At 60.0% G+C, this 14,860-nt stretch carries 14 protein-coding genes; 9 read left to right on the top strand and 5 right to left on the bottom strand.

The features are described from left to right. Positions 1 to 153 precede the first annotated feature (153 nt). Complete coding sequence (locus ACR0E6_RS19605; protein WP_039529126.1) at positions 154 to 498, top strand: YbaB/EbfC family nucleoid-associated protein; 345 nt, start codon at positions 154 to 156, stop codon at positions 496 to 498. Positions 499 to 559: 61 nt separating this feature from the next. Further along, the gene (recR, locus tag ACR0E6_RS19600; protein ID WP_480586407.1) at positions 560 to 1,153 is read left to right on the top strand and encodes a recombination mediator RecR; all 594 of its coding nucleotides are present in this window, start codon (positions 560 to 562) and stop codon (positions 1,151 to 1,153) included. Between the two features lie 20 nt (positions 1,154 to 1,173). On the opposite strand, the gene ACR0E6_RS19595 is transcribed toward recR, so the two are convergent. Further along, entirely contained in the window at positions 1,174 to 1,842 is a 669-nt protein-coding gene (locus ACR0E6_RS19595; protein ID WP_480586404.1) for a hypothetical protein, read from the bottom strand. A gap of 190 nt (positions 1,843 to 2,032) precedes the next feature. On the opposite strand from ACR0E6_RS19595, the gene ACR0E6_RS19590 reads away from it, so the two are divergent. After that, a complete protein-coding gene (locus ACR0E6_RS19590; RefSeq protein WP_480586400.1) occupies positions 2,033 to 2,521 on the top strand; it encodes a hypothetical protein in 489 nt (162 codons plus the stop codon). On the opposite strand, the gene ACR0E6_RS19585 is transcribed toward ACR0E6_RS19590, so the two are convergent. Together ACR0E6_RS19585 and ACR0E6_RS19580 are read right to left on the bottom strand one after the other, a co-directional pair. Further along, complete coding sequence (locus ACR0E6_RS19585) at positions 2,518 to 3,177, bottom strand: ribonuclease T2 family protein (protein WP_480586397.1); 660 nt, start codon at positions 3,175 to 3,177, stop codon at positions 2,518 to 2,520. The genes ACR0E6_RS19590 and ACR0E6_RS19585 overlap by 4 nt on opposite strands. Positions 3,178 to 3,298: 121 nt before the next feature. Next, positions 3,299 to 4,318: a hypothetical protein gene (locus ACR0E6_RS19580; RefSeq protein WP_480586396.1), complete on the bottom strand. Its 1,020-nt coding sequence runs from the start codon at positions 4,316 to 4,318 to the stop codon at positions 3,299 to 3,301. 484 nt (positions 4,319 to 4,802) lie between these two features. On the opposite strand from ACR0E6_RS19580, the gene ACR0E6_RS19575 reads away from it, so the two are divergent. Further along, positions 4,803 to 5,567: a DUF1013 domain-containing protein gene (locus tag ACR0E6_RS19575; protein WP_170634320.1), complete on the top strand. Its 765-nt coding sequence runs from the start codon at positions 4,803 to 4,805 to the stop codon at positions 5,565 to 5,567. A 51-nt stretch (positions 5,568 to 5,618) separates the two neighbouring features. Then, positions 5,619 to 6,008, top strand: coding sequence for a hypothetical protein (locus tag ACR0E6_RS19570; protein WP_170455129.1), 390 nt, complete (start codon positions 5,619 to 5,621; stop codon positions 6,006 to 6,008). A gap of 56 nt (positions 6,009 to 6,064) precedes the next feature. Here ACR0E6_RS19570 and ACR0E6_RS19565 read toward each other — a convergent pair whose 3' ends face one another. Both ACR0E6_RS19565 and ACR0E6_RS19560 read right to left on the bottom strand, forming a co-directional pair. Beyond that, positions 6,065 to 7,096, bottom strand: coding sequence for a permease (locus tag ACR0E6_RS19565; protein ID WP_480586393.1), 1,032 nt, complete (start codon positions 7,094 to 7,096; stop codon positions 6,065 to 6,067). Then, positions 7,089 to 7,397: a winged helix-turn-helix domain-containing protein gene (locus tag ACR0E6_RS19560; protein WP_170455133.1), complete on the bottom strand. Its 309-nt coding sequence runs from the start codon at positions 7,395 to 7,397 to the stop codon at positions 7,089 to 7,091. The genes ACR0E6_RS19565 and ACR0E6_RS19560 overlap by 8 nt, the downstream gene beginning before the upstream one ends. A gap of 132 nt (positions 7,398 to 7,529) precedes the next feature. On the opposite strand from ACR0E6_RS19560, the gene pdxR reads away from it, so the two are divergent. The 4 genes from pdxR to ACR0E6_RS19540 all read left to right on the top strand — a co-directional run bounded on the left by pdxR (position 7,530) and on the right by ACR0E6_RS19540 (position 14,809). Continuing rightward, positions 7,530 to 8,990 carry a MocR-like pyridoxine biosynthesis transcription factor PdxR gene (pdxR, locus tag ACR0E6_RS19555; RefSeq protein ID WP_170523981.1) on the top strand — a complete coding sequence of 487 codons (1,461 nt, stop codon included), beginning with the start codon at positions 7,530 to 7,532 and terminating at the stop codon, positions 8,988 to 8,990. A 125-nt stretch (positions 8,991 to 9,115) separates the two neighbouring features. Beyond that, positions 9,116 to 10,894, top strand: a complete 1,779-nt coding sequence (gene xsc, locus ACR0E6_RS19550; RefSeq protein WP_480586389.1) for a sulfoacetaldehyde acetyltransferase — start codon at positions 9,116 to 9,118, stop codon at positions 10,892 to 10,894. 5 nt (positions 10,895 to 10,899) lie between these two features. Further along, positions 10,900 to 11,907 (top strand): phosphate acetyltransferase, encoded by a 1,008-nt coding sequence (pta, locus tag ACR0E6_RS19545; RefSeq protein WP_480586386.1) that lies wholly within the window; start codon positions 10,900 to 10,902, stop codon positions 11,905 to 11,907. Between the two features lie 88 nt (positions 11,908 to 11,995). After that, a complete protein-coding gene (locus tag ACR0E6_RS19540; protein ID WP_480586383.1) occupies positions 11,996 to 14,809 on the top strand; it encodes a molybdopterin oxidoreductase family protein in 2,814 nt (937 codons plus the stop codon). Positions 14,810 to 14,860: the final 51 nt, after the last annotated feature.

Genomic DNA, 14,860 nt, shown 5'->3' with positions numbered 1-14,860 from the left:
GCAGCGCGCGGGCAAGGCCTGCGCGCTGCCGGGCCCAACGGAAGGAAAGGTCTTGCCAAAGACCTTGACGACGGGCGGGAGAATCTCTGACCCCTTGTGCCATGCCTTTGCGGCCCGTATTTAGGCATCAAGCAAAGATACAGGAGAATTCGGATGCTCAAAGGACTCGGCGGTCTGGGCGATATGGCCAAGATGATGAAATCCGCACAGGATTTGCAGACCAAAATGACCGACATGCAGGAAGAACTGAACACCATCATGGTGGTCGGTGAGTCCGGCGCAGGTCTGGTCAAGGCAACCGCCACCGCAAAAGGCGAACTCAAAGGCCTGGACATCGACCCGTCGATTTTCAACGGCGATGACAAGGAAGTGGTCGAAGACCTGATCCTGGCCGCCATCAAGGACGCACAGACCAAAGCGGCCGAGCGTTCGCAGGCAGAGATGGCCAAACTGACCGAAAGCATGGGTCTGCCCGCAGATATCAAGCTGCCGTTCTGATCTTCATCTTTTCCCAAATACTCCCGCCGGAGGCCTCCTCCGGCGTCACACAGGACAGGCCGTGAGTTCGAACAGCGACATTGACAACCTGATCGACCTGATGGCCAAGCTGCCCGGCCTCGGCCCACGTTCGGCCCGCCGCGCGGTGTTGCACCTGATCCGCAAACGCGCCCTGCTGCTGACGCCCCTTTCGGACGCCATGCAGCAGGTCGCCGTCACCGCCCGCGAATGCCTGAATTGCGGCAATGTGGGCACCACCGACATCTGCGACATCTGCAATAACGAGGCCCGCGCGACAGGAGAGCTGTGCGTGGTCGAGGACGTTGCCGACCTCTGGGCAATGGAACGCGCCGGGGTGTTCAAAGGTCGTTACCACGTGCTGGGCGGCACGCTGTCTGCGCTGGACGGGGTCGGCCCGGACGAGCTGCGCATCCCCCGCCTTAAGGACCGCGTCGTGGCCGAAGGCATCACCGAGGTCATCCTGGCCCTGAACGCCACGGTCGATGGCCAGACCACCGCCCACTACATCGCGGACCAGTTTGAGGGGCAGGTGCGCCTGACCTCACTTGCCCAGGGTGTGCCGATTGGGGGAGAACTGGACTATCTGGATGACGGAACGATTACAGCGGCGCTGAGGGCGCGGAAGGAGTTGTAACCGGACATGAGAGGCAAGCGTCAATACATGCCGTCCGTTTCGTCAATTAAGATTGGTGGTCCAAAATAATCCGCCCTAAAGCTGATCCTCATACCGCCTAGGTTTTCTATCCTTAACGTCAAACCAAGCGTTTCATTTCTGAACGAACCTTTTAGGGACCCTTCAAAACCGTCAATACTACCGACCCACCCGTTTGCTTCGGACAACCTGTGCTCAACCCACTTCTTTAGTTCCTCAACGCGCGTCCCGTCCAATAACAGCTCGGGCCAACTTGTGTTCTCGCAGTTGTAAACACCGTAGCCCGCATATGGGCTACCCTCAGTTGCATAGGGCCAGTCAAAAACGTGCAATCGAGCTGCGAAATCACCTAAAACAAGATAGAACCCGTGGTGGTCTCCTTCCTTGCCGTCAGGTGTCCCGCCATTCCAAGCGCTTTCACTTTTGGTCAGGAAGTAACCCAAGCAGACATCTGCTCCCCAAACTGCAAGATCCGAACTTTCAAACGGCTGCCATTCTTGGTCCCAGATAGGTGGATCAAACAGAGATGGCCCCTTTCGGCATTCGTAGGTTTCGCAATACTCATGGGGTTCTAAAAAATACTTTTTGTAATCGTTGGAATCTGCGGAGACCGACGAAACCGCTGCTGCGGAAAAAGTACAAAGCACAAAAAGAAACCTGCTTGCTAGCATTCGGTAATACCTGTTTTGAAGATCAAACTGCTTTTGCCGGTGCAAAAAACCGGCGTTCAGTAAAAACTCACATCCGAATTAGGTTCGGTCAATCCAATGATCCGGCACAGCAACTAGATAACATCTTTGTTCAGCTTTGCGTGTCAAATAGAGTTCTGACTGAGCTAAAATTGATTCTGGATAAAACATAATGACCCGCCTTCTCGCCCTCACCCTCGCCGCCTTCACCGCAACCGCCACCCTCGCCCAACAACTCGTCGACAAAGGCTTTGTCGAAGGCTGGAACATCATGATGGACCCGGCCCTTGGAAACGGGTGCCTAATCCAGACGGTGTATCAGGACCTCTCGGTCGTGCGGTTGGGCTATGACGCGCTGGACAATCGCGGGTATTTCACCGTGTTCAACAAGGCCTGGGGCGAGATCGAATCCGGCCAAAGCTATCCGATCCGGTTCGAGCTCGACGGCAAGAGCTTTGACGCCACCGCAATCGGCTTCAAACAGGATCGCGTCCCCGGCGCGACCGTGTTTTTCACCGACCGGGATTTTGTCGCGGCAATTGCGCAGAACAAGACGATGACCGTTTATAACCCCGCAGGCGAAACCGTGATGGCGATTGATCTGAAAGGTACCGCGAAGGCGCTGGAATACGCGCGGGAGTGTCAGAACAAGACGCTCTAACGTACCGGATCGAACAGCGCGTCCTTGGCGGTGCAGTCCCGGATCACATCCCGCCCGCAGGGCACCGGGTCCAGTTCGCGGGACAGGCACAGGCGGACCTCTTCGATATAGCCTTGCTTGCAGGTGATGGTGATCATGTCGCGTTCCAGCCCCGGATTGGCCTTCAAGAACGCATCTTCCACCACCGACGCGGGCAGTTTGACCGTTGCATCCAGCTTCCGGAACACTTCGGGCCGCTGAACACGGTCGTATGCCTCTCGCGACAGGGCGAAATAGGCAGGCGCGGACAGGCCCGAGCAGGTTCCGTGTTTCTTCCACTGGTGCCATGCAAGACCAGCGCTGCCCTGTATATCCTCCATCCCGCGGGTCATGGAGCGGGACGGCTGAGCCTCGGGCGTGCGGCAATAAGACGGCCAGCCCTGATGGAATTGCGGCCATAGCCCATGCAGAATCCATCCGTGATCATGCCGCGCATCGCATTGGTCGGACCCACGCGCATCCCCTTCGCGGGCGCACCAGTTCGGCGACCAGCTGAGCGACAAGACATAGTAGTCAAATTCTCCGGCAGGTTCGCCATCTGCTCTCAGAACTGTGGGGGTTACCACTGTGGCGGCAAATGCCAATGCGGCTGCAAGAAAGGCCAGAAATGACTGCATGAGGGGTATCGCGCCTGTAGCCTTGGGTATCGGCCAATTTAGCCGTCAAACCAGCGCGTAAGGCAAGGCCCATTCTGGCCACAGAATCGGCGCGCCGAATGTCCGGCGCGCCAACAGGGGTTCAGAATTCATAAGCCAGCAGCGCGCCCAGTGTCTGGCTTTGCACACCCTCCTCATCGCCATAGCGATAGGCCAGCGACACACCCAGATTGTCCGCCAGCGGCCATTCGGCAGATACCGTTGCCAGCGTATCTGTCGGCGCGTTTTCGAAATCGCGCACGGCGAAGACGCCGGACAGAATGACCGGGCCAACCGGAACCGCAGCGCCCAGCGTTGCGTAAGTGGCCGAGTCCGGACTGCCGTCGAATTCGTCGAAATAGACAACCTCGCCCAACAGCTCGACCTCGGTGCCGCCTGCGTCCAGCAGATGAACCAGCCCGAAGACAACACCGGACTGGTCGGCCTGATCGCCTTCACCGGCGGCCTGTTCCTGCACCGCAAGCGTGTAGGCCGTGTTGTCGATCTCACCCGCCAGCGACAGGGTGAAGGATTCGATGTCGCTGGTGTTGGACACGCCGCCATCCTCCAGGCGCGCTTGCCCGCGTTCGGTGAACAAAGAGTTGCTGAGGAATGTGCGATCCGTGGTAAAGGCAGCCAGCGTCAGCGCATGCTCTCCGCCCAGCCCCGAGAATGGCACGCTGACCGAGGCACCGACCCGTTCGGTGATCTCGTAATCTTCTGCAAAATCAACGCCAAAGACGCCCGGTGCCAGATCCCAGGCAAGGCCGAAACTAGGGTTGAATTTACCCAGTGCAACTGCGGCTGATCCGAAATCATAACCAAAATACAGCTCTTCTGCGTAAATACCCTGATCTTCGAAAAAGCGGTCATTGGTGGCGTCTTCGACCGGCTCGAACACCAGTGTTGATTGCAGCGAGAACCGGTCTGTGAACTGATAACCGAACGCGCCTTCGATGGTGGCGAAGGTATCGGTCAGCTCGGCATCTGGATCGTCGGCGTCAAAGGTAAAGTCGCTTTCCAGTTCGACGCTGATTTCGGATGAAAACCGGCTGTCCTGAGCAAATCCGGCGGTGGCCAGAACGAAGAACGGCAAGCTGAGCAGGCTGCTTGTGCGTGTCATGTGAGGTATCCTTTTTGGGTTCCTGTTCAGGTGATCTCCAAAGGACCCAGCCGGATCGCATGCGGGCACGCGCAACCGGGCCGCAGCGCTATGCGGCACCTAGGTGTTGGTCAGGGACGATTTGGAAATCCTGGCTGAACAGAACGAACCTGTTTGGCGTGGTCCCGCCATATGATCCCGGCCCTGGGTCATGTCAAATTGCGGCGCTCGTGACAGAAACCTTACTAAGCGGCTGTAATCAATCAATATTAGCCAAAACCTCACGACCCGGAACACAAGATCACACCACGACGTGATGGGGCGTGACAGGTTTTGAAGCGGGTGGCGTTGTGCCCAACCAACAGCCGGGCGCATTCGGCCCTTCCCTTCTGGCCGTTGCGCGACTATATACGGGCCAAGTTCCCCGACAACGGAAACCTGCCCCAAGACCTCGGGGCCGCCGAATTCCGGCGACGGGACAGATGTATGTATAGGAGACGGGCTGATGGCAAAACCGCTTATGGCCAAGGCTACCGCCGTATGGCTGGTGGATAACACCACGATCAGCTTCAAGCAGATCGCGGATTTCGTAGGAATGCACGAGCTGGAAGTGCAGGGCATCGCCGATGGCGATGTGGCTGCTGGCGTGAAGGGCTTTGACCCGATTGCCAACAACCAGCTGACGCAGGAAGAGATCGACGCCGCGCAGAACAACCTGCTGCACAAGCTGAAGCTCAAGTTCAACCCGTCTGCGGCTGGCGAGGAAAAGCGCCGAGGTCCGCGTTATACTCCGTTGTCCAAACGGCAGGACCGTCCGAACTCGATCCTGTGGCTGGTCAAGTTCCACCCGGAACTGAGCGACGGTCAGATCGCCAAGCTGGTGGGCACCACCAAGCCGACCATCCAGTCGATCCGCGAACGCACCCATTGGAACATTGCCAACATGCAGCCCATCGACCCGGTTGCGTTGGGCCTGTGCAAACAGTCCGAACTTGACGCCGTGGTGCAGAAGGCAGCCGCGAAGAAAGCCGCCGAAGGCGGCGTCATGAGCGATGATGAGCGCCGCAAGCTGGTCTCGACCGAGCAGTCGCTTGAGATGGACGCGGCTCCGAAGATTCCGACGGCCATTGAAGGGCTCGAAACCTTCTCGCTGTCTGATGACCCTGAAGACGAGAAAGAAGACAGTGATCCGATCGTGGACGCCGACAGCTTCTTCAACCTGCCCAAAGGCGGCGGGGATGAGGAAGACGAGGATGATCTGCGCCCCTGATCCTGCCAGCCCCGGCCCGATCCGGCCGGGGCACTGTCCTGAGGGAACCTCATGCTGAGCGTATTGTCTGCAGTTTTCGGCCCGCATCGCGCCGTGTCGATCTATGCCTTTCTGAAAACCTGGGGGCTGGGTCTGGCAGCGGCTGTGGTGATGGTGATCATCGTCAGCGGTCTTTACCTGCTGGGGGATGATGGCAAGCACGAACATCACTCATTCATGACCGTACCGGTGCTGTCCGCAACCGCGATCAATGGTGATCTGAAGAACGGCGTCATCGCCTCGGTCCGGTTGCCGGACGGAACGGCTGCGTCGATCACTTCGACCGAAGCGCCAGTGTCCCAGACGGTTGGCACCAGCGCCTGTGTCGAAAAACGGGTTTACGTGGAAAGCGGCGAGCCCAGATACCGGTTCAAACTTCCCAAGTTCTGCGAACCCGGCTGATCCGGGTCGCACCCAACAAAAAACCGCCCGGACCATGCGCCGGGCGGTTTTTTCGTTCAGATCATCTGGAACAGGATCCCGGCGACGATTGCCCCGCCGACCCCAAGGCCAAGATAGGTGGCGAAGACGCGCGGTTTCACCAGCGACCAGACTGCCGCCATAGCCGGGATCGAACTGACCGCACCGGCAACCATGAATGACATCGCGGCCCCTGCGGTCATCCCCTGCTCCATCAACCCCGCTAGAAGCGGCGGTGCCACGTAAGAGTTCAGGTAGGCCGGCATCCCAACCAGCGCCGCAACCACGATGGGCAGCACGCCTTCACCGCCCACAACGCGGGCAATCAGGTCGGCGGGCACGTAGCTGACCAGCAGTGCTTCGAGAACATAGGCCAGCGCCAGCCATTTCAGCAGGAAGACGCCGTTATGCACGAACTCAGAGCGGAATCGCTGACGGCGCTCGGGTTCCTGCCAGAATTTCCAGACCGGCTTGTCGTCCAGTTTGGGACCACAGCCGCAGCATCCGGCGGGCTTGTATTCCCGCAAGGGCTGGACAAATGCGCCGCTGCGCATCAGCAGGCGGACAGCAAATCCTCCGAACAGGCCAAGCGCAACGGCGGCTACGGCCTTACCAATAGCAAAGGGCCAGCCCAGCGCGCCTGCCGTGATCAACAAAGTCGGCGGATCAATCAGCGGTGAGCTGAGCCAGAACGCCATCACGGCGGACAGTGGTGCGCCCAGCGCCAGCAGCCCCGCGATGAAAGGAATGACCTCGCAGGAACAGAACGGCGCAAGCCCGCCAAACAGGGCAGCCAGCAAGATCATCCGGGTTTCACGCCCCTCAAACGCGCGCGCCACCATGACCTCGGCCCCCGTGGCCTTGAGGTAGGACAGCAGCAAAACGGCAAACAGGATATACTGGCCCGTATGCGCCAGCGCTTTGGCCGCAAAGGTCACAACCTCAACCCAGTTGCCCGGATCCGACAGCGCCACCAGCGCCAGAATCGCAACAATCAGCGCCCAGGGTGTCTTGATCAGATCCAACATGGCCTTGGCCGAGACTTTCGGGCTTTGCGTCAATTCAGCCATCGTTCGCGGCCTTCCCTACCTCATCGGCGCAGCATTCGCTGAGAATGAACTGCGCCAGATTTCGCAACTCGTCAAAACAGGCGCGGTTGATCGTGCTGCGCCCGATCTTCTCCTGCTCGACCACGCCACCAGCGGCCAGAAACCGCAGGTGATGCGCCAGAGTCGACGGCGCGATTCCCGTGCGGTTCTGGATTTCGCCCACCGTCAGACCGGCTTCACCGGCCCGGACAAGCGTTTTCAGAACCTTCAGCCGCGCCTCGGACCCCATGGCCGAAAACCCTGCGGCAGCTGTTTCCCACATCTGACTTCTCCATTAAACTAGATTACTAGTTATTTAGATTGATTCCCTCAGGCAGTCAATCCGCCACCGCAAATTTTCGGGAAAACCGTAAGTCCAGATTGCCCCGCCAGTAAGTCCAATCTATAAGCGCCTATGGCAATCTCAATCGACACCTTCTTTCTTGAGCTTAACGGGCAAGGCACGCTGCAGGCACAGATCCAGCAGATGATCGCCGAGGGCATCCTGTCCGGGCGGTTTCATGTAGGAGAAAAGCTGCCCTCATCCCGCAAACTGGCGGCGCATCTGGGTGTCAGCCGGATCACGGTCACGCTGGCCTATACCGAGCTTCTGGCAAATGACTACCTGACCGCAAAGGGGCGATCCGGCTATTACGTGTCCGAGAATGCGCCCGTGCCGCCGAAATACACGCCGGTTCAGCGCAGCCAGGAAAATGTTGATTGGGACAATGCGCTCGCGCGCCGGTTTTCCGGCGGTGACATGCTGGCCAAACCCAGCGACTGGCGCACATATCGCTATCCTTTCATCTACGGGCAGGCCGACCGGACGCTGTTCGATCACGCCAACTGGCGGCTCTGCGCGGTGCGGGCACTGGGGCACAAGGATTTTGATTCCCTGACCGCTGACTATGCCGATCAGGACGACCCGCTGCTGGTCGAATTCATTGCCCGCCACACTCTGCCACGCCGGGGCATCACCGCCCGACCCGAAGAGATTCTGATCACGCTGGGGGCCCAGAATGCGCTGTGGCTTGCCTCGCGTATCCTGCTGGACCGCGGGCGCACGGCTGCGATTGAAGACCCGTGCTATTACGCGCTGCGGGAATTGCTGACCCATTCGGGCTGCACTATCGAGCCGATCCGCGTGGACAGCGACGGGCTGCCGCCTGCGGCTCTGCCCGAAAGCACCGATGTGATTTTCACCACCCCCAGCCATCAAAGCCCGACAACCGCAACCATGCCCGTCAGCCGCCGGACCGAACTGCTGGAACGCGCCCGTGCCCTGAACGCGATGATTGTCGAAGATGATTACGAGTTCGAGATGGCCTACCTGAGCGCGCCGTCCCCTGCGCTGAAGTCGATGGATCGCGACGGGCGCGTGATCTATGTCGGCAGCTTTTCGAAATCGCTGTTTCCGGGGCTTCGGCTTGGCTACATGGTCGGGTCCGAGTCCTTTATCCGCGAAGCGCGCGCGCTAAGGTCGCTGGTGCTGCGCCACCCGCCGGGGCATGTGCAGCGTACGGCGGCCTATTTCCTGTCGCTTGGGCATTACGATGCGCAGATCAGGCGCATGTCCAACGCGCTGGCAAAACGGCGGGCCGCGCTGGATGACGCCGTGCAGACTCATAAGCTGGGCGTGGCCGGGCGCGGGCTGCTGGGTGGGTCCTCCATCTGGATGAAGGCCCCCGAGCATATCGACACCACGCAGCTTGCCCGAAGGTTGCAGGATCAGGGCGTGCATATCGAACCGGGCGAGCCCTTCTTTTCGGGCGCAGACCGCCCCAAGAACTACTACCGGCTGGGTTATTCCTCGATTGCGCCCGAACGCATCGCCCCCGGGATCAAGCAAATTGCCGATTCAATCCGGGCTGGTTAGGTCCAGACTGGATATATTCCGCTTTCCCGTCTGGCCCTAACGCCGACTGCACCCATGCGCCAAAACCATATCAAAGGCTGGGCAATGCACCCGGCCCAATTCACTCATGATTGGAGAGCGCACCGATGAAAATGACCACGGAAGAAGCCTTTGTTAAGGTTCTGCAAATGCACGGGATCGAACATGCGTTCGGGATCATTGGCTCGGCGATGATGCCGATCTCGGACCTGTTCCCGAAAGCCGGGATCATGTTCTGGGACTGCGCCCACGAGGGTTCGGGCGGTATGATGGCCGACGGTTACACCCGCGCCACCGGCAAAATGTCGATGATGATCGCGCAGAACGGCCCCGGCATCACCAACTTCGTGACCGCCGTTAAGACCGCTTACTGGAACCACACCCCGGTTCTGCTGGTCACTCCGCAGGCGGCCAACAAGACCATAGGTCAGGGCGGCTTCCAGGAGATGGAGCAGATGCGCATGTTCGCAGACTGCGTTGCCTATCAGGAAGAAGTACGTGACCCGTCGCGCGTGGCCGAGGTTCTGAACCGCGTGATCATGAACGCCAAGCGCGCCAGCGCCCCGGCGCAGCTGAACATCCCGCGCGATATGTGGACCCAGGTGATCGACATCGAACTGCCCAAGATCGTCGACTTTGAACGTCCTTCGGGCGGTGAAGATGCGGTTGCTGCGGCGGCCGAAATGCTGTCGAACGCAAAGAACCCTGTCATTCTGAACGGTGCCGGTGTTGTTCTGGCCGACGGCGGTATCGAAGCGTCGAAAGCCCTGGCCGAGCGTCTGGACGCCCCGGTTTGCGTTGGCTACCAGCACAACGACGCCTTCCCCGGCTCACACCCGCTGTTTGCCGGTCCTCTGGGCTATAACGGCTCGAAAGCCGGTATGGAGCTGATCAGCGAAGCTGACGTGGTTCTGGCCCTCGGCACCCGTCTGAACCCGTTCTCGACCCTGCCCGGTTATGGCATCAACTACTGGCCCGCCAACGCCAAGATCATTCAGGTCGACATCAACCCTGACCGCATCGGCCTGACCAAAGATGTCAGCGTCGGCATCATCGGCGACGCGGCCAAAGTGGCCAACGGCATCCTGTCCCGCCTGAGCGGCACTGCCGGTGACGAAGGCCGTCAGGCCCGTAAGGACCGCATCGCCCAGAAGAAATCCGCATGGGCGCAGGAACTGACCTCGATGACCCACGAGGATGACGATCCGGGCACGACCTGGAACGAGCGTGCCCGTGCAGCCAAGCCTGACTGGATGAGCCCCCGCATGGCGTGGCGCGCCATTCAGGCCGCGCTGCCGAAAGAGGCGATCATCTCGTCCGATATCGGCAACAACTGCGCCATCGGCAACGCGTACCCTGCGTTCGAAGAAGGCCGTAAATACCTGGCCCCCGGCCTGTTTGGCCCCTGTGGTTACGGCCTGCCCGCCATCGTCGGCGCAAAAATCGGCCAGCCGGACGTTCCGGTTGTGGGCTTCGCCGGTGACGGTGCATTCGGTATCGCGGTGAACGAACTGACCGCAATCGGCCGCGAAGAATGGCCCGCCGTGACTCAGATCGTCTTCCGCAACTACCAGTGGGGTGCGGAAAAGCGGAACTCGACCCTGTGGTTTGACGACAACTTCGTCGGCACCGAGCTGGACACCAAAGTGTCTTACGCCGGTATCGCGCAGGCCTGTGGTCTGAAAGGTGTCGTTGCACGCACTCAGGACGAGCTAACCGCAGCGCTGAACCAGGCCATCGAGGATCAGAAGAACGGCATCACCACCCTGATCGAAGCCATGATCAACCAGGAATTGGGTGAGCCCTTCCGCCGTGACGCGATGAAGAAGCCGGTTGCTGTTGCAGGCATCGACGGCGCAGACATGACCCCGCAAGCCGAGGCCTGATCGCAGTGAAGCCCCTGCGTCAAATTCTTGGGGCTGCGACCAGTTCCAAAAAGATCATCGCCCTTGCCGAGGGCGATGATCCACGTGTTGTAGAAGGTGCGCTGAAAGCGCGTGCCGAAAACGCCGCCGACATCATCCTTGTGGGTGATCAGGCCAAAGTGACCGCTCTGCTGTCGGAAATGGGCGGAGCAGATGTTGACGGGATCGACATCCACGACCCGGCCACCTCGCCCCATACAGACCGGTTCGCCGCGGCCTATTATGAATTGCGCAAGCACAAGGGCATGACGCCCGAAAAGGCGCAGGACTTGATCAAAAGCCGCCTGAACTATGCCGCGATGCTGGTCCATCTCGGGCTGGCTGATGGCACCGTGGGTGGCGCGGTTGAAACCACCTCGGACACGGTGCGCGCGGCGTTGCAGATCATCGGCAAGGCACCAAACGCCCATATGGTGTCCAGCTTCTTTCTGATGATCTATGATCGCGACCACCACGCGGTTCAGGGCGTTCATCTTTTTGCTGATTGCGGTCTGGTCGTTGATCCCGATGAACGGGAACTGGCCGAGATCGCACAGGCATCGGCTGCGTCCTACCATGTACTGACCGGAGACGCGCCGCGCGTTGCCATGCTGTCCTTCTCGACCAGCGGCAGCGCCAATCACCCCAAAGTTTCAAAGGTGATCGAGGCCACCCGCATCGCCAAAGCCGCCAGCCCGGATCTGCTGATCGACGGAGAGTTGCAGTTCGACGCCGCCTATGTGCCCGAAGTGGCCAGCAAAAAGGCCAAGGATTCCCCTCTGGAGGGGCAGGCGAATGTGTTTGTCTTCCCCAACCTCGATGCCGGCAATCTGGGCTACAAGATCGCGCAGCGCATCGGCGGGGCCGAGGCCATCGGGCCGGTTCTGCAAGGCCTGGCCAAACCGGCGAACGACCTGTCTCGGGGTTGCTCTGCCGACGATGTGCTGCACATGATCGCAGTGACGGCGGTGCAGGCGCAACAGCCTGAAACCTAGAACCAGTCCGGGCAAAAACCGGGCGACACAACGACTTTGACCTGACCGGAATGCCAGGAGGGTCTGATAACCAGCAAAAGGGACGTACATGAACCAGCCCGTTATCGACACCAGCCCCAAAGTCTCGGACGAGGTGCGGAAGACCACCTGTTACATGTGCGCCTGTCGCTGTGGCATCAATGTGCATATGAAGGATGGCAAGGTCGCCTATATCGAAGGCAACCGCGATCACCCGGTCAACAAGGGCGTGTTGTGCGCCAAGGGCAGTGCCGGGATCATGCAGGTCAACGCACCCTCGCGCCTGCGCAAACCCCTGCGCAGGGTCGGCCCGCGCGGATCGGGCGAATTTCGCGAGATCGAGTGGGACGAGGCGATCAGCACCGCCGTCGGCTGGCTGAACGAGCTGCACGAAACCGCGCCGCAGAAACTGGCCTTCTTCACCGGTCGGGATCAGAGCCAGAGCTTCACCTCATTCTGGGCGCAGAATTTCGGCACCCCGAACTATGCGGCCCATGGCGGGTTCTGCTCGGTCAACATGGCTGCTGGCGGCATCTACACGATGGGTGGCGCGTTCTGGGAATTCGGCCAGCCCGACTGGGACCACACCAAACTGTTCATGCTGTTCGGCGTGGCCGAAGACCATGACAGCAACCCGATCAAGATGGGCATCGGCAAGATCAAGAAACGCGGCGCACGGGTAATCGGCGTGAACCCGATCCGCTCGGGCTATAACGCTGTGGCGGATGACTGGGTCGGGATCACACCGGGCACCGATGGGCTGTTCATCCTGTCTCTGATCCATGTGCTGATGAAGGCGGGCAAGATCGATCTCGATTACCTCAGCCGCTATACCAATGCTCCGGTTCTGGTAAATGCCGCAGAAGGGCCAGAAAAAGGCCTGTTCCTGCGCGATGCCGACGGCAAACCGCTGGTGATCGACCGGGCAACGGGCGAACCAACAGCCTTTGACAAACCGGGCGTCCGCCCCGACCTGTCGGCCACCTACGAAAAGGATGGCGTGACCCACCGGCCTGTTTTCCACCTGATGGCCGAAAAATACCTGTCCGACGATCACGCCCCCGAGGCCGTGGCCGAGCGCTGTGGCATCCCGGCCAGCCGCATCCGCGCCATCGCCGCCGAAATCGCCCGCGTCGCCTTTGACGAGGCGATCGAGCTGGACCATGAATGGACCGATTTCCGAGGTGAAACCCATTCGAAAATGATCGGTCGCCCGGTCAGCTTCCACTCGATGCGCGGGATTTCGGCCCATGCCAACGGCTTCCAGACCTGTCGTGCGCTGCATGTGCTGCAAATCCTGTTGGGCACGGTCGAGGTTCCCGGCGGCTTCCGCTTCAAACCGCCCTATCCGAAACCGGTCGAGGCGCACCCGACCCCCCATGGCGACCGCCGTCCCGGCCGTCCCCTGAACGGGCCGCATCTGGGCTTTCCGCGCGGCCCCGACGATCTGCTGCTGGATGACAACGACAACCCCATCCGCATCGACAAGGCCTTCACCTGGGAAAACCCGATGTCGGCCCACGGGCTGATGCATATGGTGATCTCGAACGCCGCTGCGGGCGATCCTTACAAGATCGATACGCTGTTCATGTATATGGCGAATATGTCATGGAACTCGTCCATGAACACCAAGGGCGTGATGGAGATGCTGACCGCCAAGGATGATGACGGCAATTACGTCATTCCGAACATCATCTACTCGGATGCCTATTCGTCCGAGATGGTGGCCTATGCCGACCTGATCCTGCCGGATACCACCTATCTGGAACGGCACGACTGTATCTCACTGCTGGACCGCCCGATCTGCGAGGCCGACGCCGCTGCCGACGCAATCCGCTGGCCGGTGATCGAACCCGACCGCGACGTGCGCGGCTTCCAGTCGGTGCTGATCGAGCTTGCCAACCGCATGAACCTGCCCGGCTTCACCAACGAGGATGGCAGCGCCAAGTGGAAGGACTATGCCGACTATATCGTCAACCACGAACGCCGCCCGAATATCGGCCCGCTGGCCGGATTCCGCGGTGAAACCGGCGACAAGGAAGGGCGAGGCGAGGTCAATCCCGACCAGCTGAACCGCTATATCGAAAATGGCGGCTTTTATGTGGCCCACATCCCCGAAGGTGCCGATTACTACAAGCCGTGGAACACGGCCTATCAGGACTGGGCCGTGGGCATGGGCCTCTACGACAGCCCGCAACCCTATCTGTTCCAACTCTACTCGGAACCCATGCGCAAGTTCCAGCTTGCCGCCGAAGGTCACGGCGACCGCCAGCCGCCCGAACACCTGCGCCAGCGCATCAAAGACAAGATGGACCCGCTGCCAATCTGGTACGAAACCGACCAGCAGGGCAACGAGGGCTTCACCGTCAACGCCCTGACCCAGCGACCGATGGCGATGTATCACAGCTGGGGCACCCAGAACGCGTGGCTGCGGCAGTTGCACGGGCGCAACCCGCTTTATGTACCGACCAAATTGATGCGCGAACACGGGCTGAAGGACGGCGACTGGGCCAAGGTCAGCTCTCCGCATGGCGAGATCACCGTGCCGGTCATGGAAATGGCAGCGCTGAACGAAAACACCGTCTGGACATGGAACGCAATCGGCAAACGCAAAGGTGCCTGGGCCCTGCAAGAAGACGCGCCTGAGGCGACAAAGGGCTTCCTGCTGAACCACCTGATCCACGAGTTGCTGCCGGCAAAAGGCGACGGCATGCGGTGGGCCAATTCAGACCCGGTAACCGGTCAAGCCGCGTGGTTCGACTTGAAGGTGAAAATCGAAAAGGCCAGCCTTCCGCCAGATACCGAAAGCCAGCCTGAATTTGACGCAATCAAGTCACCCGTCGGCACTGGCCCGAAGGACATTGCATGGAAGGTTGGAAAATGACCCAACTCCATTCTTCTTCTGTTCAAAAATACCTCGGGGGTGAATTGAGCC

This window comes from Ruegeria sp. AP12, from assembly GCF_056540025.1.
Note: the sequence above shows the minus strand (reverse complement) of the source record. Positions and strands in the feature narration are given on the sequence as shown.